At 66.4% G+C, this 21650-nt stretch carries 15 protein-coding genes; 3 read left to right on the top strand and 12 right to left on the bottom strand.

What is annotated here, in order from left to right; translation table 11 throughout:
• Positions 1-49 precede the first annotated feature (49 nt).
• From ACF3NH_RS20490 to ACF3NH_RS20475, 4 genes are all read right to left on the bottom strand, one after another.
• A complete protein-coding gene (locus ACF3NH_RS20490; protein WP_422925561.1) occupies positions 50-3760 on the bottom strand; it encodes a conjugal transfer protein TraG N-terminal domain-containing protein in 3711 nt (1236 codons plus the stop codon).
• A gap of 12 nt (positions 3761-3772) precedes the next feature.
• On the bottom strand, positions 3773-5188 hold the full coding sequence (locus tag ACF3NH_RS20485) for a conjugal transfer protein TraH (protein ID WP_422925559.1): 1416 nt from the start codon (positions 5186-5188) through the stop codon (positions 3773-3775).
• Positions 5185-6117, bottom strand: coding sequence for a conjugal transfer protein TraF (locus ACF3NH_RS20480; protein WP_422925557.1), 933 nt, complete (start codon positions 6115-6117; stop codon positions 5185-5187). The genes ACF3NH_RS20485 and ACF3NH_RS20480 overlap by 4 nt, the downstream gene beginning before the upstream one ends.
• 98 nt (positions 6118-6215) lie before the next feature.
• Positions 6216-6533: a hypothetical protein gene (locus tag ACF3NH_RS20475; RefSeq protein WP_422925555.1), complete on the bottom strand. Its 318-nt coding sequence runs from the start codon at positions 6531-6533 to the stop codon at positions 6216-6218.
• A gap of 442 nt (positions 6534-6975) precedes the next feature.
• Between ACF3NH_RS20475 and ACF3NH_RS20470 the strand changes: the two genes are divergently transcribed.
• The 3 genes from ACF3NH_RS20470 (at position 6976) to argC (ending at position 10800) form a co-directional block, all read left to right on the top strand.
• On the top strand, positions 6976-7629 hold the full coding sequence (locus ACF3NH_RS20470; protein ID WP_422925553.1) for a hypothetical protein: 654 nt from the start codon (positions 6976-6978) through the stop codon (positions 7627-7629).
• Positions 7630-7682: 53 nt separating this feature from the next.
• The gene (locus ACF3NH_RS20465) at positions 7683-9458 is read left to right on the top strand and encodes a S49 family peptidase (protein WP_422925551.1); all 1776 of its coding nucleotides are present in this window, start codon (positions 7683-7685) and stop codon (positions 9456-9458) included.
• A gap of 364 nt (positions 9459-9822) precedes the next feature.
• Positions 9823-10800: an N-acetyl-gamma-glutamyl-phosphate reductase gene (gene argC / locus ACF3NH_RS20460; RefSeq protein ID WP_422925549.1), complete on the top strand. Its 978-nt coding sequence runs from the start codon at positions 9823-9825 to the stop codon at positions 10798-10800.
• A 183-nt stretch (positions 10801-10983) separates the two neighbouring features.
• On the opposite strand, the gene ACF3NH_RS20455 is transcribed toward argC, so the two are convergent.
• The 8 genes from ACF3NH_RS20455 to ACF3NH_RS20420 all read right to left on the bottom strand — a co-directional run bounded on the left by ACF3NH_RS20455 (position 10984) and on the right by ACF3NH_RS20420 (position 21646).
• Positions 10984-11709 (bottom strand): nuclease-related domain-containing protein, encoded by a 726-nt coding sequence (locus ACF3NH_RS20455; protein WP_422925547.1) that lies wholly within the window; start codon positions 11707-11709, stop codon positions 10984-10986.
• A gap of 2 nt (positions 11710-11711) precedes the next feature.
• On the bottom strand, positions 11712-14462 hold the full coding sequence (gene traN, locus ACF3NH_RS20450) for a conjugal transfer mating pair stabilization protein TraN (RefSeq protein ID WP_422925545.1): 2751 nt from the start codon (positions 14460-14462) through the stop codon (positions 11712-11714).
• A 13-nt stretch (positions 14463-14475) separates the two neighbouring features.
• Positions 14476-15510: a TraU family protein gene (locus tag ACF3NH_RS20445; RefSeq protein ID WP_459077149.1), complete on the bottom strand. Its 1035-nt coding sequence runs from the start codon at positions 15508-15510 to the stop codon at positions 14476-14478.
• On the bottom strand, positions 15500-16972 hold the full coding sequence (locus ACF3NH_RS20440) for a TrbC family F-type conjugative pilus assembly protein (RefSeq protein WP_422925544.1): 1473 nt from the start codon (positions 16970-16972) through the stop codon (positions 15500-15502). The genes ACF3NH_RS20445 and ACF3NH_RS20440 overlap by 11 nt, the downstream gene beginning before the upstream one ends.
• Positions 16959-17513, bottom strand: a complete 555-nt coding sequence (gene lepB / locus ACF3NH_RS20435; RefSeq protein ID WP_422925542.1) for a signal peptidase I — start codon at positions 17511-17513, stop codon at positions 16959-16961. Before lepB ends, ACF3NH_RS20440 begins: the two co-directional genes overlap by 14 nt.
• Positions 17510-18112, bottom strand: coding sequence for a hypothetical protein (locus tag ACF3NH_RS20430; RefSeq protein WP_422925540.1), 603 nt, complete (start codon positions 18110-18112; stop codon positions 17510-17512). Before ACF3NH_RS20430 ends, lepB begins: the two co-directional genes overlap by 4 nt.
• Positions 18109-20583, bottom strand: coding sequence for a type IV secretion system protein TraC (gene traC / locus ACF3NH_RS20425; protein WP_422925538.1), 2475 nt, complete (start codon positions 20581-20583; stop codon positions 18109-18111). The genes ACF3NH_RS20430 and traC overlap by 4 nt, the downstream gene beginning before the upstream one ends.
• A 169-nt stretch (positions 20584-20752) precedes the next feature.
• A complete protein-coding gene (locus ACF3NH_RS20420; RefSeq protein ID WP_422925536.1) occupies positions 20753-21646 on the bottom strand; it encodes a DsbC family protein in 894 nt (297 codons plus the stop codon).
• Positions 21647-21650: the final 4 nt, after the last annotated feature.

Raw genomic sequence — 21650 nt, 5'->3', positions numbered from 1 at the left:
CATTCCCGATGGGCATTTGAGACTCTCGTCATCATACTCGTTCTAAGCATTATCGGCTTGCAACAGCCGGCCCCTCGGGGAGCCGCCGGAAAAGCGCTGCTTCACGCATTCGGCGCTCCGGGTTGGAATGCTCCAGGAACGCCTGGGCAGCCCCGTCCCGGTCACCAGCGTTCAGCCGCTCGACAACCGGGCTTCTCTGGAAGCCGGCCGGCCCCAAATTATACGCCAGGCTCACGAGTGCAGCACGTTCATTTCCATTCACGGGAACGCCGACCGCGTTATCTACGGTCCGCTCATAGACCGGCCGGACGCGGTCAAAGAGCATGCTCTCCTGATCCCGCGACAGGCGTGTGACGAAGCGGTTCTGCTCGACAAAGGCCTGAGCCGCAGGGCCCTGCAGTCCAGCCGCAGCGGATATTTGCTGGGCAACGGCCGGAGATACGCCAACAGATCGCAGATCCTCCCGGATCTCGCTGGCCGACCGGCTGCCCATGTCATACCCGGGCCCGATAGTCACGCCGCTGTTACCCTCCGGCCAATGCAGCCGCCCGCTACCGGGACCCATCTCCTCGTGCAGGAGAAATCCCCGGCCGACGTCAGGCGCTGCGGGCCGGGGTGAGGTACTGCCCGTCAAAGCGTCCCGCAGCGGACCAGGCGCGCCGCTCTCGCTCCTGCGCGCGTTCATGCCGGCGACCGACTGCAGATCGCCGACCGCGCCAGCCCTGGTTGATTGGGCCGCATGGCGCAGTACCCCCACCACAGCGTCCGGGTCCATGCCCATACTCCGGGCCTCCTCGCGCACCGCGACCTCAGATGCATCGAGCCTGCGGAAATAAGCGTCATTGTAACCCGGCAGGCGCTGCGCCAACCATCTCTCGGCAGCTTCCCCGGTCTCCGACATCGCGGGCGCGCCTCGCAGGCCATAAAACTGCGCCTGCGCCTCTGTCAGGCCGTGCTGCTTACCCCATTCCCGATGCTCATTAACCTGGGGTTCGAACGAGGCTCCGTCGGCAGCGGCCCTGAGCGTTGCCCAAATGCCGCCAAAAGTCTCGGCGCCCCATTGGCGCAGGACATCGGCCCTGAGTCCGGGATCAGCTATAGCCCGCGCCGCTGTGGATTCTCTCTGCCTGATCTGTTCAGCCGTGGGAGCGGCCATCGCTGCGCCCAGGCTTCGCGTCAGCGCTATATTCTCTTGGTGCTGATCCGGAATATCAGGCCCGCGACCACGGCCTTCACCGAAATTGTCATTGACGCCGGCGCGCAGCCGAGCTCCGCGATCGGTCACACCGGCAGCGCCGTGGGGAAGGGGCAAATCCGGGCTGCCAACGGAGTTACCAAAGCGACCCTGATTCCGCCCGGCCCCGATCGGGGACTCCCATGAACTGCCAACCGCTTGGCCCAGGATCTCTCCGAAGGCGCGATCGCGCATCTGCCGTTGCAGGGTCGTAGGCGGATTCTGCTCCAGATTGGTGTCGCCTTGCAGGGCACGAAGCTGCGCATACACCATCGCCCCCTGGCTTCCGCCAAAGTGCTCTGCCATCCCCGGCAGATTGGCAAAGCGCTGCGCGACCGCTCCAAGGCCAGCCTGAGTCGTGGCTTCGCTGAGACGCTGCCGAACGGCCGGGCTGCGCATGACCGCCTGGACCGCGGCTTGGGCAGGAACGTTCATCGCCGTTGCGGTACTGAGGCTCATGCGCTGTGCCTCGCCGAACCTGTCTGTCGCCTGCACAGCGCGCTCGGCAGCGCGGGAGACGGACTGCTGTTCGCTAAACATCTCCTGGTTTAGCCAGGATTCGCCTGTGCTGCTGGTGAGGTCCCGGGCCGCCGCCCTGGTGAGATCGGCGGAGAGCTGGCGGTCCTCGCCGATCCGGCTGCTCAGGTCCGAGGAAAGTTTTTGCACTTGCGATTCGGATAGCTGAGCAGTGCTGGTACCATTGAAGCCGACATTAACGCCGCGTAGCCCTCTCTCACCGCCGCCAAATGAGTAGCCGGCGGCCAACTGCAGGGCTTGGCCGTATGAGACCCCGTACTCCTGCGAGATTGAGCGCGCGACGCTCCCAAGCCGATTCTCGGCAACACGGTAGGCTTCACTTTGCGAGGCTCTCTCACTGGTATTGAAGAGCTGCCCCTCGCGCCCTTCTCGTCCCTCCTGCGCCGATGACGTGAAGACCTGCCCCAGCGCTGAGCGAAAGGCCGACATGGCCAGCTGCTGCTCGCCACGCGTGGATTCAACCGAGGCCGTGTTCTCCCGCCTGTAGCTGAAGCTCGGGAGCACCGCCTCCGACCCTGTCCTGTGCATGCCCGAGGTCGGGTTGAGTGTGGTCTGGGGCGCGATATCCATGCGACCAAAGGGCCGGGCGATCGTCCGTGGCGCCACCACTTCGGGGGTCAGGTTCTCGGACGCCGCCATTCTGCTGGAAAGCTGCGTCAGTGCGTGGATGCTGCCGCCGACCAGGAACAGCGCCAGAGCTGGCGCTGAGGCGGCCAGGAAGCCGCCGACCGAAAGCCAGTGTATGAGGACGGAGTCTGCATCCACGAAGCCCGCCATGCTGGATAGCGGGTTGCCTGCCGCGCTGATCGCCGAGAACCGGCCTGTCACGACATGGTGCAGGAACAGGTTGATGATGGCGAGGACCGGCGTCCAGAGCTGGATCCAGAACAGCATGCCCAGGTAGCGCCCGGCGACATTGAACCCGAATGAGCCAAGGGCGATGATGCCCGCCAGGATAGGCGACACCGCGAAGACGAAGGCCTCCAGGAAGGTCACCATCGGCCGGACATAGGTGTCGAACATCGACTGCTGCCCCATCCACTGGGCGTTCCGGGCTCGCACCGCGTCCTGGACCATCGTGGCGTAAGCCGCCCTGAAGGTCTCCGTGTACTCCTGGGTCATCGCCTCGTCGTAGATCGGCAGGAGGACGGAGGAGATGACGAATTGCTGGGCTGTGACGTTGGTGACGCCAAGGGCCGAGAGGGCATTGCCGATCGCTGGAAGCGCCGTTGTACTCGCCGGCAGATTGAGGATGCTGGTCAGGATGGTCTCGTAGGCCGGTAGAAACGATGCCAGGGTAAAGGCCGCCAGCAGCTCATGACCCTGCGCGCATGTGACGTTCTGCGGGGCTCCGCCGACAAGGACCTGCGTTCCCTTCACGATGTTGTCGAACTTCAGCGCCTGCATGAAGTCGGCCGAGCGGCGCAGCGTTTCGGTGCTGATGTTCTTCGTCTGCACGCCGGCGACGGTGCATTCCTTGATGTAATTCACCCATGATTGCATCATGTCGGAGCCGGCGACCGGCGAATTGGCCGCGCCCAGACCGAACTGCGTCAGGCCATGGATGCGCACCCGCTTCAGGGTCTCCAGCGATGAGCCATAGCCGTGCTCGGTCATGGCCGGGCTGGAGAAAGCCGTCTCCATCAGCTCGGTCGTCGAGAAGCCGATCCTGCTGATGGCAGAACCGAAGGCGGCAATGCCGACAGGGACGCTGTTCACGGTCCTCACGGTCCCGTCGTAGACATTGGTGATGCTCACCATGGTCGTGGAGCCGAAGGCCAGGGCATAGACGAGCCAGCTCAGGAAGATCCGGCCGACCGGGATCGTCATGCCGCCGGCCGCCAGGCCCTGCATGACCGTCAGCAGCGCGCCCAGCCCCAGGCACATCTTCACCATGCTGGAGAAGTCGGCCGAGCCGGTGACCATGGCCACGGCGGTCAGGACGCTGGTAAGAAATTCGGCATCTCCAATCGAATAGATGTGCCACATCGCTGCCCCCTGTCAGTTAGAGGCCGGGGTGGCGGACGGCCGGTTTAGCTGGGCCGACCCCACCACGTTCATCAGGTCCTGATAGGCGCGAACGGTCTCAATTAGGCTGCCATACCGCGTCTGCAGCTGCAGAGCCTCCTGCGCCACCTGGAAGCGGGCCTGGCCGAGCTGATCTTGTACCTGGCGGATGTGGGGGTGCTCCGTGGCAGCCACAGCAGCGGCTGTGCCATCCACCAGACTCACCATGACGACACGCGCCATCTCCAGCGCGAGTTGTGGCGCCGAGCGCTCAACCAGGATGCGGCCGGCATCCTGGCTATAGGAGGAAAGGCGGACAATCAGGCCCCCCAAGCCCGAGGGCAGCATCGCCAGGGTCTGCTGCTCCAGTGTCGACGGCGCCTCATTGGTCGCAATCTTGGCCACGATGCCACGGGAGGTCGGGGAGCCCAGCAGGGCGGTGATGATGCGTTGCTCGAAGCCGGTGACGTCGATGGTCTTGGTCACGAGGTTGCGGCACTGATTCTCTCCGTAGTCCGAGCAGCCCTCGATCGTCGCCGTGCCGCCGCTGACCAGGGTCGCCAGAAGATGGGTCTTGGGGGCCAGCACGCGGATCGCCAGATTCTCGCCTCCGCCCCCTTCATAAGGGGCGACGTCCCCGACGATGACGGTGCCGGTGACATTCATCATGATCTCCAGCAGCTCCATGTCGCCCGTGACGAACCAGTTCTGGGCCCCCTGGCGACGAAGCGCCCGCCAGACGAGATTGCCCTGGATGCGCTGCTCGACCCTCTCCGGCACGGCATTGGTGGCCTGGCGGATCGGCGCCGTCCCGGTCGTGGTGGTCCAGCTCTCGAAGACGTCGCCGACGCCGGCGATCGTGTTGATGAGCGAGGCCTCGGTCTCGACCTGGCGGCCCAGGGCCCGGGCGCCGTCGGCGACAATCCCCTGCGCCATCTGGCAACTGTTGGAGAAGAACTGGTTCATCTCCTGGATCTTCCGCTGCAGCGTCTCGATGGTGCTCATGCAGTCGGGACACATGGAGCGCAGCGCAATATTGAAGGCATAGCCCGCCGCGTTCATGGCCACGGCGCGCATCAGCTGGGTGAATTGCTCGGCGTTGATGAAGGAGAAGCTGCCGGCGAAGAAGTCGATGCCGCCGCAGCCGGCCTCGATCGAGGGCGGCACAAAGGAAGCGATGCTCTCATTGACGATGCGGTTGCGCATGCTCACGCCGCCGCCACTCAGCACGCCGCGTCGGCCGGTATCGAAGGCGGCCGGGGGTGTCGCGACCGCCATGGCGTTGAACATCTGCTCCATCTCGGAGGCGAGATTCGCCGAGGCGGGCGTGGGGGCCGCGGAGGTGAGGCCAGTGGCGGCGACGAGCGCCGGCACGACCAGGCGCCGGCGCAGATGGTCAAGGACGGTCATGGCGCGTCTCCAACATGCTGCCGGATCGCAGCGACCAGGGCGGCCGGATCGGTCAGGGTTGCGGGATCGAGGACATCGGCGAGGTTGGCGAGGGACCGGCTCTGGACTTGCCGGGTGGCCTGCCAGGCCTCCTCAGAGATCCAGCCCGCTATGCGGGCCTGGCCGAGAATGCGTTCCTTGAGTGCCTGCAGGGCCAGCACGCCCTGGCTGACCGGCACGACATCGCCGGGCGGCCGAAGGAGGAAGAGGCTGGGTGTGCGCTGCACGCCCAGAACGGCCGCCTGCCCCGCATCGCGGGTGAAGTTGGGGAAGGCGCCATTCGGCATGGGCTTCCCGTCGAGCGCGACGGCCAGGATCTTCAGGCCGTGGGTGCGCTCCAGCATCTGCAGGATCGGCGCCTGCTGCTCGCAGTAGACGCAATCCGAGCGGTAGACGAAGAGGATACCGGTATCCTGGGCGATGTGCTGCAGCAGGGCATCCTGGGCCTGAGCGGCCATACGATCGACCTGGCTGGCGGCAAAGGGCGCCAGGGGCCGCTCGGCATTGGCATCGAGGTCTGGATTGGTGGCGACGACCTGCTGGTAGGATTCCGTGAAGCGGCTGGTCTTATCCAGCATGATCCGCTGCAGATAGAGGTAGGCTTGGACGTTCTCTGGCGATGGATCGTCGATGGCCTGGTCCCGATAGCCTTCCAGCCTCTCGCGAAACCAGGCCGCGCTCAGAGGCGCAGGACCGGATACCGCCGGCGCCGGCTCTGGCTGAGGGCCCGGCGGGGGGGGCTGCGGCGAGGGCGGCGGGATGATGGCCTGGGGGGCTGGCTCCGGCCGGCGCTCCTCTTCCTCCGGATCAGGTTCGACAATCTCCCGGTAGAAGAACCAGCCTTCACGGCCGCCCTGCGTCCATTCCCGGCCAGCGGTTGGAGGCGGCATTCCCTGCCCCGCTGACCGGAGCTGCTCCGAGCGCGTGGCTGGCGCCAGGAAGAGAGGCAGGCACGCCAGGGCACAGCATTGCAGGACCTTTGAGGGCCTCATGACGGGTCACTCCCCCGCAAACGGGCCCAGGCGACGAACATCAGCGTTCCGATCGTCGCCCAGATGCCCGCGGTCAGGGCGCCGGCGAGAAGGGAAACCGCGATGACCCGCTCGGCGAAGTCTCGATCCAGGGTGGCGGGATCGATCGTGGCGGCCGTGATCGCCACGAAGCCGTAGGCGCCGAGCGCGAGACCGCCAAGGGCACAGCCAAAGCGGAGGGCGTTCACCAGAAGGTTTCGGCCTGCACCGGCGGGAAGCCAGCCGAGTTTCGTCTTGGTGTCAGGTAGGCTGGGGTGCAAATCCGCGTTCTGCATCGGACCCTCCGCTGGAGAGCGGAGAAGATTAAGGAGGTCCGAAGCGCACAGGACCCCCCGTAATACGACTAATTATGTTCTATTCGGCCAGGTCCCGCCCCACATTCGGGTGCGCTAGTCTGCCGGCATCCTTCTCAACGCCGGAGGCCTTCTCATGAGAATGCACATTCGGTCGCTTGCCACTGCGGCGGTAGGCGCGCTGCTAAGCGCTTGCGGCAGCCCCGGAGCGCCTCAACCGCCGAGACCTGGTGACAGTTTTGCACTCACGGTCATGAGGGCAGCGGGAGCGCAGGGTTCGCTCCGCGATGCCAGCCCCAGCCAAAACAGCCCGCCTGGCGCATCGCAGGGATCGGAACTTCTTCCAGCCGCGATCGATGCAGGCGGTCTGGCGGCCAGCGTTGCCTCTCCTGCTCCTGGATTCACCAGCCTCGGAAGCGGGTTGATGACAGGCGCCTCAATTCTCCTGACGCGCGATGCGCCTCCAAAGGAATCCTTCAACCAGATCATCGCCTGGGTTCCCCCATCTGAGGCGATGGACGGTGAGGCCGCGCGCGTACGCATTGTGGCTCTCGTAGGGGATGCTCTTGATCGCGGGTTCAAAGCGGTTGGCTTGGCCAACGCCTTGACCTACCGGCGTCGCACCGCCGTAGCGAAGACTGTCTTCGGGGACCAAGCCCTCCATAGAGCCGAGTTCACCTTCACGGCGCCGCCCTGCGACGAGCGAGGTGTCCACTGCACGATCCGGATCGCTGTGGCATCGGAAGTTCCCTCGATCAGCGCTCCGCCCGAAGCACTAGGAATTGGCGCCGGCTACGCATTTGGATCGAGTGCCAATGCAGGAATTGCCCTCGAAGTGCTGGATACGCGCGAACTCGTCCACAAGAAGCTGGCACGCTTCCCTTTTGTTGAGGCCCTGCAAGAGGCCAGTCGCGAGCTCCCCGACTGGGTTTACCTCTACGCTGCCCCGCAGAATGCCTCAGTGTTTGACCCCAGGCAGGGTAAGCCTGTCTTTCTTCGGGCGCCCGTTATCCTTCATCGAGGCCAAGTTTATCCATTTATCCGCGGGCACGCCGCGCCCGTTCCAGCTCAGAGCTGAGGAGGCGCAACATGGAACCTTCGAATACAAGGCCGCCTGGAATGGTTCGCCGAATGGCCCGTCTGGCGGGGCGCACCTTGAGAGGGCTCCTTCTCCTGTTAGGCGCGGTCACGTTGATTGGCGCCGGCGGCGGCGCCTACGCCCTGCTGAAGTTGCGTTCACCGCCCAGCCTTCCGCAATCGACGGCGGGCTTGGTCCTCCGTCTTGATTTAACACGGGCGCCCACGGACGCAGGGCCGATGCACCCGGTAGCTCAAGCGCTGAATCCGGGACAGGCGCAGCCTCGCCTTCGCGACGTCATCGAGGCCATCGACCGGGCCGCGCGTGATTCGCGCATTCAGCGCCTGGAGGCGCGGGTCATTGCTGGGTGCTGCGGCAGCCTTCCACATGTGCAGGAGATCAGGGCCGCAGTGCTGCGCTTCCGCGCATCGGGAAAGCCGACCTTGGTGCATGCGGAGAGTTTCGGCGAGAGCCAGCCCGGCACGGCTGCCTACTACCTGGCCTCCGCTTTCCGAACGATCAGCATGCCAGCCATTGGAAGCCTTCAGATCACCGGGCTGCGTCTTGAAGCGCCCTTCGCCGCCGAAGCCTTGGCAATGCTCGGGGTCGAGGCGCAGTTTGGCCATCGAGGCGACTACAAGTCTGGTCCCGAGACCTGGACGAACAGCGCCCCCTCCCCTGCCAACCTGGCAATGTTGAACAGTCTGGCCGACGACCTGTTCGGTCAGGTGGTCGACGGTATCGCAAGCGCCCGGAACCTCGATGCCGAGGCTGTGCAGCTGGCGATCGATCACGCGCCACTGACTGCGCCGGAGGCCCTGCAAGCCAAGCTGATCGACAGCCTGGCCTTCGAGCGTGATGCATTCCAAGCCGGCAGTGACAATCTCATTCGCGTTAGCGTCCGCAGCTACCTCGCTGCGGGCCGACCATCACCGGTCGCGGGCACGCGGATCGCCATGATCTATGCCTCCGGCGGGATCGAGGATCCGGATTCCTCTGGCCCGGCGCGGCCCGGGTCAATCGCCCCTCGGCCGCTCGCCGCGGCTTTGGCCCGAGCCATCGACGACACCGAGGTCAGGGGCATTCTGCTGCGGTTGGACACACAGGGCGGATCACCGACAGGCTCGGCTCTCGTCGGCGCCGAGATCGAACGGGCGCGGCGGCTCGGCAAGCCCGTGGTGGTCAGCATGATGGGATATGCGGCATCCGGCGGATACTGGATCGCCAGCCATGCGGCGGGCATCGTCGCGCATCCCGCCTCCCTCACCGGTTCGATCGGCGTCTACGCCGGCAAGATCAACTTCGTCCGCCTCATGGATACCCTCCAGGTGCACTGGGCGGCCGTCGAGCGCGGAGCCAACGCATCGATCAACTCGCCCTTTGTCCGATATGGCGAGCGTGAAATGGAACGGCTGAATGCCTCCCTCGACAACACCTACCGACAGTTCCTGCGGGTTGTCGGCGCTGGACGCGGCCTCAGTGAAGACGAGGTTCTCGCTGTCGCCGGCGGCCGGGTCTGGACCGGGCGGCAGGCACTGGAACGCAAGCTGGTCGATCGGCTCGGCGGTCTGGAGGAGGCCGAAGCCCTGCTTCGGGAGAAGCTGGGACTTCCTGCCGATGCGCCCTTGGATCTTCAGGCGTCCGAGCCTGCTGAGGGCGCTCTGTCGACAATCGTCAAGGCCCTGATGCCGCAGCAGAGCCTGCCATTCCTGGGTGGGAGTGCCGCCTCTTCTATCGGGGTGCCCTCGCAACTCAGCTCCGCACTCTCTGCGATGGAGGAACTGGGCGGCCGCGGTGCTCTTTCGATGATGCCGCTTGCGATCCGGTGACCTGGAAGGGGGCCGAAAGCCCCCTTCTGTTCTGGTGCTCTATTCCGCCGGGTCGGGCTACCGCCGCGCCCCGACCCTAAGCAGTCCTAGGAGGGGAGCACAGCTATAAGCTCCCGTTGACAGATGTTCAGGCGGATCATTACCGTCCGTCCCATGGGTGACCTTCGCCTCCGCACCGCGAATCGACGCCGTCGCTGCTTCTCGGCGGCGGCTTCCGTGGCTGCGTGCAGACAGGCCCCTCCCCGGTGAGGTCCGCTCCCTAGCGGTCCACCCCCGAGGCGGCATCAGCCCGCATCTCCGAACCCCCGCAGCCCTAGGCTCCGGGGGTTTTTCTTTGCCCTTACTCCAGCAGCAGGACACCACCATGAGCATTCGCGTCGGCATTGTCGGCATCAGCGGTTTTGGCGGCGGCGAGGCGATGCGCCTGATCGCAAGCCACCCCTCCTTCGAACTCGTCTACGCCGCGGGCGAAGGCAGTGCCGGCAGCCGTCTGGTGGACCGCTTCCCTGGGGTGCCGGCGAAGCTGGCCGAGCTGGTGATCGAGAAGTGGGACCCAGCGACCCTGCCGAAGCTCGACATACTGTTCGCGTCGCTGCCCACGGGCAGCTCGGCCGAGGCGCTGGCGCGCGTCCCCAAGGACGTGAAGATCGTCGATATCGGCGGCGACCACCGCTACGTCGATGGTTGGGCGTATGGCTTGGCCGATGTCTGGCCAGCCCAGATCGAGGGTCACGGCCGCATTGCCAACCCCGGCTGCTTCCCCGCCGCGACGCTGACCGCGCTGGCGCCCCTGCTGGCCAACAAGCTGATCGAGCCGGAAAACATCATCATCGACGCCAAGACCGGCATCTCCGGCGCCGGCCGGGGCGGCGCCGACAGCCGGTTTGGCTATGCCGAGAGCAACGAGAACCTGGTGTCCTATGGTCTGCTCAAGCACACCCACATGCCTGAGATGGCCAGGACGATCGAGCGGCTGAGCGGCGGCAGCGCGGCCGGGCTGGTGTTCACGCCACATCTGGTGCCGATGACCCGTGGCGTACTCGTCACCATCTACTGCCGTGGCCGCGCCACCACGGAGCAATGCCTGGACGCGGCCCGGAGCTTCTACGCCGGCCGGGCGTTCGTCCGCGTGACCGACAAGCCGCCGCAGACCAAATGGGCGACCGGCTCCAACCTCGCCTTCGTCAGCTACGCGGCCGATCCAGAGCGCAACCTGGTGATCGCGATGGGCGTGGTGGACAATCTCGGCAAGGGTGCAGCCGGTCAGGCGGTGCAGAATGCGAACCTGATCTGCGGCCTGCCAGAAACCGCGGGGCTGGCAGGGGTGCCTGTTTGGCCATGAGATGCGCTAGGTCTGCAAACCACAAAACTCGGATATTGCAGATATCAGGATTTCTGCACCACTTGTCCGGCCTTGATCCGGTTGACCTCGTGCGGCGCAGAAGTCAGGTGCCGAAGCATCTGCACGCGACCCGTGACTCCCTCTACTTAGGTAAAAGCCCAATCAGCCACCGCCGCCCTCACCTCATGTCAAGCTCCAGAGCCACGGCTGGAGTCCAAAGCGCCAGATGAGCCAGATGCCTATGATGAAGCCTGCCATGACCTCGAACTCCCGCAGCCAGGGCCGGCGAACCCCGAGCTGACGCAGATGGCGATCGCGCAGATCCTCTTTGGATCCGAGGGCATCGGCGATTGCGAGCAGACGAAACCAGGCTGTCGATGTCTCGATTGATGTCGCCTCTTCGCCCCAGGCGGCAATCTGCGCCTGCAGGCCGCGAAGGTCGACGGCCGCGGCGCCTGGCTCACAGGCGAGCTTGAGCCGGGCGCGCGGGAGCACGATCAGCGGAATGAAAGCTCCAGGGCCGAGCCCCGTAGCTCCCATGGCGGCCTCGAGATGCAGCTGGTTCTGTCCCAGGGGATTGGGGAAGCTGAACCACAATCCGGAGAAGCGATGCCGCCACTCGCTGGCCTGGGCCGTCCCGGCGACGCGGCCACCATGATTCTTGGTCTCCAGCACCGCGATGCGGTCGCCGGCGAGCACCAAGTGATCGACCTGCGTCAGGTGCCCGTCCACACCGACCGGAAGGTAGACATCGTGGGCCGTCTTGAGCTTCCCCTCCTGGAGAAGCCGGCGGACGAGGCGCTCGCCCCGCCATCCTGACAGCCGCCGGCGTGTCAGGCGGTCGGCACCATTCAGCGCCAGGAGCACAAAGCCGAGGCCAGCGGCAGTCAGGAGAGGATCGAATGCCATGGCTATGGTGCCGCCGCCGCGCCGCGAAGCTGATCGAGCGACTGGCTCTGCAGATCCTGGATATCCATGCCCTGCAACCGCTCCTGGGTCCGGGTGAGCGCATCGGGCCGGGTGCCGGTCGGGCTGGCGGCGTTCAGCACCTCGCGGCCGGAACCGGTCAGGCTTTGCAGCGTGACGGTCGTGGGGTCGGGGATGAGCCCTTCGGCGTTAAGGATCGCCACCCATTCCGAAAGGTCGACGCGGGTCCAGTCGGCGCTGCCGAACTGGGTGATGGTCAGCCCGCCGCATTGCGGATTCCTCGCCGTACCCCAGTCCATGCCCAGCTGCGGCCGGATCTGCTCCTGCAGGATGCGGGAGAGCGGCGAGTTGAAGCAGCAGTAGCTTTCCCGCCGCTCGATGCAGGTGCCGAAGCTCGTGTTGCAATAGGAGCCGACCAGATGACAGCTCTTGAGCTGGCGCTCGACACCCAGCTGGAACTCGGATTCCTCGCAGGCCCAGATGATGTTCACGAGGATCGTGAAGACCTGATAGACCATATAGGCCCACATGATCCAGCCGAGTGCTGTGCCAATGATGGCCTGGCCGCCGCCCAGCTGCAGAGCACCGCCTGCAATGCTGCCGTCAACGGCGGCTGCGCCCGCCACGCCACTTGCATCTACGGCGACGGTTGAGAATAGCATATTGGTCGCTTCGGTCCCGAATAGCTCCACGGTCCATTCAGCGGTTTGCCGGAGCATGGCCTGCTTGGCCGTGGTCAATAGCCCCTGCGAGGCCGCCTCCGTCGCGGCTGAGGTTGTACTGCCTGTGACAGAGTTGACCGTGCTCGTCCAAGCTTCCTGCGCCGCCGCCCAGGTATCGGTCAGCGGGCTGCGCAGCACTTCCCAGGCCCCGCGAAGCTGGCTCGTCCCCTCCATCGACATGATGGCGGAGTCCACCTTGCCGATGGCCATGACCAGCTTGAGGTAGTCGCCAAGCGACACGCCGCCCGGCTGTTCGCAGCAATTCACCATGCCACCCACGGCCCGCTTGCAGGTGCGCGCCTCGCCGGGAAAAAGCTCGCAGCTTCCGGCTGCGGCATCGGCCGCGGTGCAGGTGCCGTCCTGGCCGATCATCTGCAGAGCCTGGAGGGACGCCGCCGCCTGGGCGAAGTTGTTGTTCGATTCAAAAACGGGGTTGGTGCATTCGGTCCCCATGCAGCGGATGGGACCAGGGCAGGAAATCTCCGTCGCCGGCGTGACACTTGGAATCTCGGTCGAGTAGCCGCAGTCATACACGTCCTGGTAGACGTAGCAGGTGCCGGAGGGCCCCTGGGCACCTTCGACGCACTCCGTCCGCACAAAGCCGCAGCTCGCATTCTGCCGCAACGGCGCGCAGGTATCCTGGCGTGGGCCGTTGGCGACCGGGCATTGCCGGTTGCCATTGGCGTCGGTCCAGCACTCCATCGGCCCCGAGGTGAAGCCGCAGGAGAGATTGACCGTTGCCTGCCGGCAGATCGGGTTGACGAAGCCCGCCATGAAGCGGCTCTCGTCCGAGGTAAAGTTCTCCGGGCAGACCCGAATGCCGTCGATGGTGGCGCAGTTGCCCGCATCCAGAGGCGGCATGATGTCGCAGCTCACATTGGCCGTGCAAAAGCCGTCGCTGGCGGAGACGAGACGTGCGATATCCTCGTTGGTCCCCCAATCATCGCCCTGGATGATCTCGCCAGGATTGAAGACGATGCGCACCAGGGCATAGCCCTCGCCGCGTCCCGTGACACTGGTCCTGATACGGAAGCGCCCCTCGCCCTCCTGCTTGAGCCGCGATGTGACATCGACGGACAGGGCCTGGTCGCGGCTTCGCCCCAGTTCGCAGCGGCCGCCCGTCTCGGGTGGAAAGGCATCGCCGTTGGGGCCGGACCAGACCTTGGTGCCGCCCAGCCAGATCTGCATGTAATCATCGTAAACGACCCTGACGACATGGGCGGATTGAATAGCGTTCGGGTTCGTGCTCCGGAAGACAACCTCTTCCTCGAAGACAGAGCAGTTCCCCGAATAATAGTCGTTGCCAACACGCCCGACCCACATTTCCAGGCAGTCGGCGCCGCAGCTGGCGAAGTTGCTGGGGCCGCTCACCGGCTGAACCATGTTGGCGACATAGGCGTGGTGCAGCGTGAAGGTGGCGCCGGGATCATAGACACGATCGCAGGTGCGCAGGTCCGGCACGTGGGCGGTCATGGAGCCCGGCGCGAAGGCCCGCGTCGTGGTGCAATAGGCGAAGTTCTCGCGGATGCTCTCCAGGTTGCTGACCGTGCTTCCAGTCTGGCCCCAGACCGGATCGCCGCGCAGATCGGGCGCCATGTTGTCGCGGCTACCTGTGACGGTGCGATAGGCCTCGCCGGTCTGATCGTTCTGCTCCGCCAGCCCGGTCTGGCTGTCCCGGCCCATGGCCTCGATCCCGGCCGGATTGTTGAAGCTGTTGCGCAGCTGTTCCACGGTGAGGGTGGAGCCCGCTCCCGGAAAGAGCTCGGCGGCGCCGATGTTCAACTCACGCGCTTGGCCAGGAAACAACGTGACATTGCCATTGGCGTCGGCCGTTCCCAGCCGGCTGGCATCGGGGAAAATATCGGCGCCGAGCAGCTGGCCGGCCTGCGAACCCCGGTTGATGGGATCATCCGGCGCCTGAGCCCAGAGCTGGTTGGACTGCACGACCAGCACGGCGGCGGCGATTAAGGCAGTCAGCGGCTGACTCACCAGGGGATGGCGCAGAAGCTTCATGGCTTTCGCCTCCTCACCAGGTCATGCAGCAGTCGGTCCACCTCCAGACGAGGTAGACCGGATCGGGGCCGCGGCCGGGGATGTTGCGATGCTCACCCCAGGCGAAGGTGCTGCGGCCGATCGGGTGGTTGCCGTTCGCCTCGGGCAGCGGGAACATCATGGAGAGCCGGTACTGGCTCTTGGGGATCATGGGATCGAGGACGCCGCGGCACAGGGCGTCATTGCCCATGGTCCGCCAGGCCAGGCCGCGGCGGTGCTGCGCGGCCAGCGCGCGCGTGGCCAGCAGGCTGGTGGCACGAACCGGGGAACTGGGACCGAGGGCCGTGCCGACGAAGGGGTAGAGCCCACCCCAGGATCCGGCACACCAGAAGAGCTCATCGATCGGCTCATCGGTGAGCGCGGCTGCGGCATCGGCGGTACAGGCCGCCTGCACAGCGGGATCGGCGACGACGGCCGCCTCGGGATTGGCGAAGAAGGCCAGCTCGGCGTGGCTCCAGGTCGGATCGAGCTCACTGATGTAGAGCAGGTCGAAGTCTTGCATCCCGCCTGCCAGGCAGTCGGCTTCGACAAAGAGCTCCAGCATCGCCATCACGGGGAAGGCAAAGGTGTGGTAGTGCCAGTAGGCGCCGTCACCGTCGTTGTAGGTGTTGTCCCCCGTACCGCCGCGAAACAGCGGATCGAAGCCCGGCAGGTTGATCCCGCCGAGCGAGGGCGAGCAGCCGGGCGCACGGACCAGCTCCAGCAGCAGGGAGGGCATCCACATGCCGACGGTGATGCCGGGATGCGGGACGCCGAGACCATCCGAGCATAGGCAGGCGATCTGATCGGTCGCCTTGCGCGGCACCGAGCCGCCGGCGGCCATGGTGGCGCCGGCGACGCGGATCGGGAAAATGCATTCCCAGCAGATGTCGGTGATCATGGCGGTGCCGAGGATCTGTGAGTCGGGGCAGTCCGCGGCGGCCTCGCTCTGACGGGGCAGGAGGAAGCAGGCGGTTGCCACGACGAGAGCCATGGCGGCCAGCCAGGGGGCGCGGCGTTCACCGGACATTGCGAACCTCCTCGGCCCGGGGGAGCTCCGCGGCCATGACTTCCTCGATGCGCAGGCGGGAGCCCTCGGCCTCGACCCGGCTGGGGGTGAACTCCAGGCCCATGCGGCCGCGGAGGACGGGCGGTAGCAGGAAGACGCGCTGCCCGACGGTCTCGACCAGTCGGGCATGCTCGTCCCAGCCGGCGCCGCGTTCCATGGCCGTTGCCATCAGGATGACCGGCTTGCCGGCCTCGCGCTGCCGGCGGGCCCAGGCGACCTGCCGGGCATCACGGGGATCAAAGACCACCACGACCGAGCGGAAGGGCACACGCTCGAGGGGGTTCAGGCGCATACCGGCTGGCGCCAGGACGCTGCCGCCCGGCCCGGGCATGTCACTCTGCAGGTAGATGGTCGGGTCGAAGTGCCGGATCCGGCTGCGCGGCGCCGGTGGCAGTTCGGTGAAGATCTGCCGGCGCCACCACTGGTCGGCCGAGCGGCGCATCTCTTCGCGGAGATCGAGGCCGGCGAGCTGGGTCTTGATCTCCTCGACCAGATCGGTCTCGGCGACCTCGGCGGTCGGGCCGAGCGCATCATCCAGCGGCCGTGGCGCCGGCCTGGCCTCCTCCTGGGCAAGGCGCAGGCGCATGGCGGCCGCATTGGTGGTGCCGCGGAGCTGACTGCCGGTCTGCGGATCGACCAGCGTGGGCACCGCCACGACCCTGTGGCGGCCGAAGGCCGGCGGATCGACGGTCTGGGTCGGGACCGGCTGCAGGCCGCGCATCAGGCCCGCCATGCGCGTAACGGCATCGCGGAGCTTTTCCCCAGGCTGGAAGCCGCGCCAGACCACGGTGACGGCGCCATCTTCGGAGGCGGCGGCCAGGGCATCACGGATGCCGGCCTCACCCATGCTGGTGGAGACGAAGAGCAGCAGGGGACGGGTCTCGGCTGGCTGCGGAGCGGCAGCCGCTATTCCTGGAGGCGCCTGCCGGGCCGCCTGCTCGCCGCCGCGCAAGATGCCCTGGAGCGCGGCATCACCCTGCGCTGCGTCACGCAGGGTCCGGCTGTGGCCCGCGATGGCGTCCAGGTCCTGCTGGCTCCATCCGCCTGACTGGCCGAACGCGCTGCCGAACAGGCTTATGGCCAGGCCGATCCCGGCGAGCGCCATCATGGCCCGCAGGCGATGGCGCTGCCGGCGCCGCTTCCGCAGCTCCTGCTGGGTCGGCATGGCCGCCAGGGCCGCGCGAAGCAGCTCTCCGGCCAGCAGCGAGGGGCTGACGTCTTCCTCCCTGGCCCGCTGTCTCAGCTCCCAGCGGACTGCCGCCGGCAGGGTGAGCGTCACCTTCTCCCGCAGTTCCGACGCCGGCCTGGGCCTCCGGTTGCGCAGAAGCTCGCCAAGCGAGACAGCCGGCCCCGAGTTGCCGAGGGCCAGAAGGTGCTGAAGGCGGCGCCAGGATGGATGCTCGATCTTCTCAGAAGAGAGCATGGCCGGTCCCCAGGATGGAGGTTGCTGGCAGCGGGCCCCAGTAGCGGCTGTCATAGCTGTCGGCCGTGGCGCCCATGACCCAGAGATGCCCTTCCGGCACGACCAGCTCGCGGACAAAGTCCTCATCCTCCTGCCCCAGGCTGCGGGCGACGAGCAGGCCGAGCCCGACCAGGCGACCATTTACCGTCGTCTGGTCCGGGCCGACCGTGATGCGATCGCCGGGCAGGCCCACGACAACTTTCCCCACCAGGCTGCCGGGCCTGAACATGCGTTGCCGCCCGGCCTCGGCCGTGAAGACGGCGATCTGGCCGCGGCCCGGCCTGGTGGCTTCCCGGTCGATCAGGACGGCCCGGACATCCGGCAGACAGCGGCTGACCTGGGGATCGATGGCAACCGACCATCGCTGCGCCGCATAGGCGGCGGGCGGTCCCACGAGCAGCCCGGCGAGCGCCGCCCGGAGGGCAAAGCACCGCCACGGCATCTTCCGGTGGATGACGCCAGCGGCACGGCCGGCGATCCGGCCTGCTATGGTGGTGCTCATCGGGCGCCTACCCCCAGAAGGCCGCGAAGCAGTGCCGTCGCCTCCTCACGGCTCATGGTCTCGGCCTGGCCGACCGCGGTTGGCGGCGCCGGCCGGAGTTGATCCGGTGCTGGCAGGCTTGGGGAAGGCCCCGCAGGGATCACGTAGGGCATGATCAGCGACCGGGCCGGTGAGCCTGGCGTCGGCCCCGAAAGCGGCGCCGGGCGCGGGAGAGGCCCACCCGCCGCCGCCGGCAGCACCTCCGGCGGCGGGATGAGCATGCCCTCCGGCATAGCCTCCACGGCGACCCTGGTGAGAACCAGGAAGCCAGCCTCCTGGAAACGGGCGGCCCGGGCTTTGTAAGCGGCGAAGCCGGCCTGGAGGATCTCCGGTGCCGTGCCCTGACCCAGCGCCGCGGCCAGCGGAGCATAGTCCATGACGATCAACGGCGGACGCATGGTGAGCTCAGCCTGCAGCCGGCTTTCCGACCACCAGGCGCCGCCGGCGCCGCCCACGAGCGCCGTGCCGAGGCAGAGCGCGGCAGCCATAACGCCGGAAAGGCGTGTCGGCCCGGGAGAAGGCGCTGCCGCGGGGGCGGCCGGTACGGCATCCTCCCTCATGCCGCCCTCCCGCTGCCGGCAGGCCGGTTGCGCCGCCGATCACGCTCGGCCAGCACGCCGCGGATGGCGTCAACCGTGCTGAGCCCGCTCTCCCGGTGTCGGGAGATGGCCGCCAGATCATCGGGGCGGGTGCTGTAGAGAAGCCGGGAGAAGGGCGGGACGATCAGCCGGCCGACCCCCTGCCCCATCTCCGACTTGATGAAGATCTCGGAATACTGGCCCGGCAGGGTATGGACCGACTTCAGCACCTCGATCGAGAAGGGCGACAGCGCCAGCTTGTTCTCCGCGACCAGGGTGTCCACCACCTCGCTCTTCTGGCCGAGCAGGAAGCTCCAGGCACTGTTGGCGGCGATGGCCTTGCCGGTGTCCGATTTGTGGAAATCGGCAATGCTCTGCGTCACCGTAATGGCGCTGCCGCCGTATTTGCGGATGCGCCGGTAGGAGAACTCGATGAACTTGCCGAGCGCCCCGTCCGAGAGCAGCTCCCAGGCCTCGTCGATCAGCAGGATCTTGCGCACGTCCTTGGGCATGCGGAACATCTGCTGCTGGATGGCATAGATCAGCATCAGCAGCACCACCTGCTGCAGATGCTTGCGCGAGCGCAGATGGTCCAGCTCCAGGACGGTGAAGCGGTTGCGGAAGCTCACCGTGTTCGGACCGTGGAAGTAGCGGCCATAGGCACCAGCCGTGGTGAACTGGTAGAGTTGCACCCCGACATCCTTGACCCGGGGATCGTCATGCCTCTTGAGGCGCTCCGCGATCAGGTCGATGGTCATCTCCTGACGGTGTTCCGACCAGAGGTCCCGCATGCATTGCCGCAGCTCGGCGGTCTGCAGGTCGGTCAGGCCCTCATTCGGTGCCGCCATGGCGATGACGCAGGCTTCCAGGACATCGCCCTCATCGTCGTAGTCCTGGACCAGCGGAAAGGGGTTGAGGCTCATCTCCTTGTCCGGGTGGAAGTCGATGAAGTCGCCGCCGAACTCCTCGGTCAGCTTCTGGTAGGAATAGCCGGCATCGACGGTCCAGACCGAGGCGCCCATCCCGAGATAGCTCTCGATGATGTTGTTCGCGAGGAAGGATTTGCCCGAGCCGGACTCCGCGGCGATCGTGCCGTTGTAATTGGTCGAGCTGTCGAAGAGGCAGAGGTTCATCAGCTGCCCCTGGCGGGAGACCAGGTTCAGCACCGGCCTGCCGCTGCCGCGCCAGTCGGCAAAGACCGGCATCAGCCGTGTGGCATGCTCGGTCGTGCAGGTGCGGTAGCGCCCGAGATCCCGCACGGCCTTGCGATCGGCGCAGAAGGGCAGTGCATTGATGAAGAGGGGCAGGCAGACAAAGCGGTCGCGCATCAACCCGAACTGGCTCTCCGACCAATAGGTCGTGGCATTCGACTGATCGGCCAGCGAGCGCTGATGGGCGGAGCGGATGCGCTCCTCGAACGGGGCGGTCGGATCCTCTGGGCTGGAGAAGAGGCAAAGTGTCAGGGCAAAGCGAACCGGGCGGTGCCCATTGTCGATGCTGGCGTTCAATGCATCGAGATCGCGGTGCTTGATGGCCAGGTTCGGCATCCACTTGGCCATCGGGCCAAGCGCCGAGTTGGCGACCCATTGCCGCTTGGTCGAGAGCTTCATCTTCTCGCTCTGCTGGCCCGGATAGTAGAGCGAGAGGGTCATGAAGAACGGTGATCGCAGGCCGCGCGAACCGTGCAGCATGTCGCCCACCAGATAGGCACCCAGGCCGAAGCTCAGGCTCTCCGGTAATGTCTTGGCGGAAAGCAGCGAGACCCGGACGTCATCCAGCCAAACTCCGCTGCGATCGACGCGCAGATCCGTCGCGTGGTCGAAGACCTGCTGGGAGAGCGGAAGATCGTCCCTGGCCTTGTCGCCGCCGAAGATGCGCCAGGACGCCGCCTCGCTGCGATTGAGATAGGTGCTCAGCAGGCCGACAAAGAGATCATTGGTGATGATCTCCGGTGCGAGCCCGGCATGCTCCAGCGTGGAGTGGACCCGGCTCTGCAGCTGCGAGACCGCTTCCATCTCAGCCTCGGTCGGCTGGCTGCCGGCAATCGGCACCTTGGCGCTGATGATGACCTGAAAGTCACGGAGATAGAGACTGCCTCCCTCCGCAAAGCCATGGTCAGCGGCCTCCCTGAAGAAGGCGATGCGGGATTCCAGCGCCCCGGCCAGGATGCCATCAGCATCCGGCGCGCGCATGCCGCGGATCTTGTCGAACTGGCGGACCAGGTTGGGCGAGGCCAGGAGGGAGACCTGCAGCATGGTCTCATCCGGCCAATCCTCCTCCAGCAGCGTACGCAGGCGGCCCTCGGTCTTGTCGTCGCCGCCCGGCAGGGCACGGCAGAGCAGGCCGAAAGCGAGTGTTCCGTCCTCGCCATAGAAGAGCTTGCGTTCGGATTCATAGGCGAGGATGGGAATCAGGCCGGCCACATCCCCGGCAGCGCCACGGTCGATCTTCACGGGGAGGATCCTTCTTCCGCAGGGTCATCGGTGTTGTCGTGCACCGTCGTAGGCAGCGCTGCTGGCCGGGCGACACAGCCGCACGCCAGCACGGCCTGGGCCAGGTGCAGGCGCCACGCGAAGCTGGACGACGCCACTTCCCCTTCCTCCTGCTGCCGACCCACGCGGCTCACCGCACCGGGTTCGACGAATTGGCGGGAGCCTGCGCCTGCGAGCGGTTCACCGGCGCCGGTGTCGGCCCGGCCTGGGAAAGCCAGAGTGCCAGATTCGGCGGCAGGCCGGCCTGCGGCCGGCCATCGGAGCGGATCAGATAGGGCACACCCTCCAGGCCGATCAGTCGCGCCAGCACGAAGCGCTTCTGCATGGGGCCGAGATCGCAGTTGGGTACTTCGGCGAGCTCGGGCTCATAGCGATGGCTGATCATGGCGGCCCGGGCCGCACCCTGGTCGCTGGCGCAGCCCAGATTGCGCACGGTACGGGCCGAGCGGTCCCCCAGCAGCGGCACGGCGAGGATGACGAATTTGTAGGCCCTGGGATCGGCTTCGACGAGCGCGTTGATCTGGCTCATCAGCTGCTGGCAGTAAGGGCAGTGCGGGTCGATGAAGACCACGGTCTCGCGCTCACCCTCACCCATCACAGTCGGCCTGAGATCATTCCAGACCACCCCGAGGCCCGAGAGGCTGACGGTCTGCGCCGCCGAACGCAGGTCGGCGAGGTTGTCCAGCTCACGACCCTGCCAGAGATCGTAGATATTCCCCCGCAGCACCCAGCGGCCGTTGGAGGAGAGAAAGTAAAGGCCCTCACGATTGTTGAGCTTCACGGCGGAGAACTGCCCGCCGGGCATCCGCTCGATGCTCTCGATCTGACCATTCAGCCCGGCCGGACCGGTGCCCGGGGAAAAGCCGAAGCTCGGGCTGTTGGGTGGCTGCTGCGCCTGGGCGCTGGCGATGGAAAGGAGGGCCGCCGCGAGGGCGGCGGCCAGGGCGAAGCGCGGCGGAACCGCCCCTCGCATCGACTGCACGGGCGCCGCGGGCAGCGACGCGGAGGGACGGTTCCTTGCCATGGTG

Source organism: Pseudoroseomonas sp. WGS1072 (assembly GCF_049340465.1).
Classification (GTDB): domain Bacteria; phylum Pseudomonadota; class Alphaproteobacteria; order Acetobacterales; family Acetobacteraceae; genus Pseudoroseomonas.
This window is presented reverse-complemented; position numbering and strand designations above follow the sequence as displayed.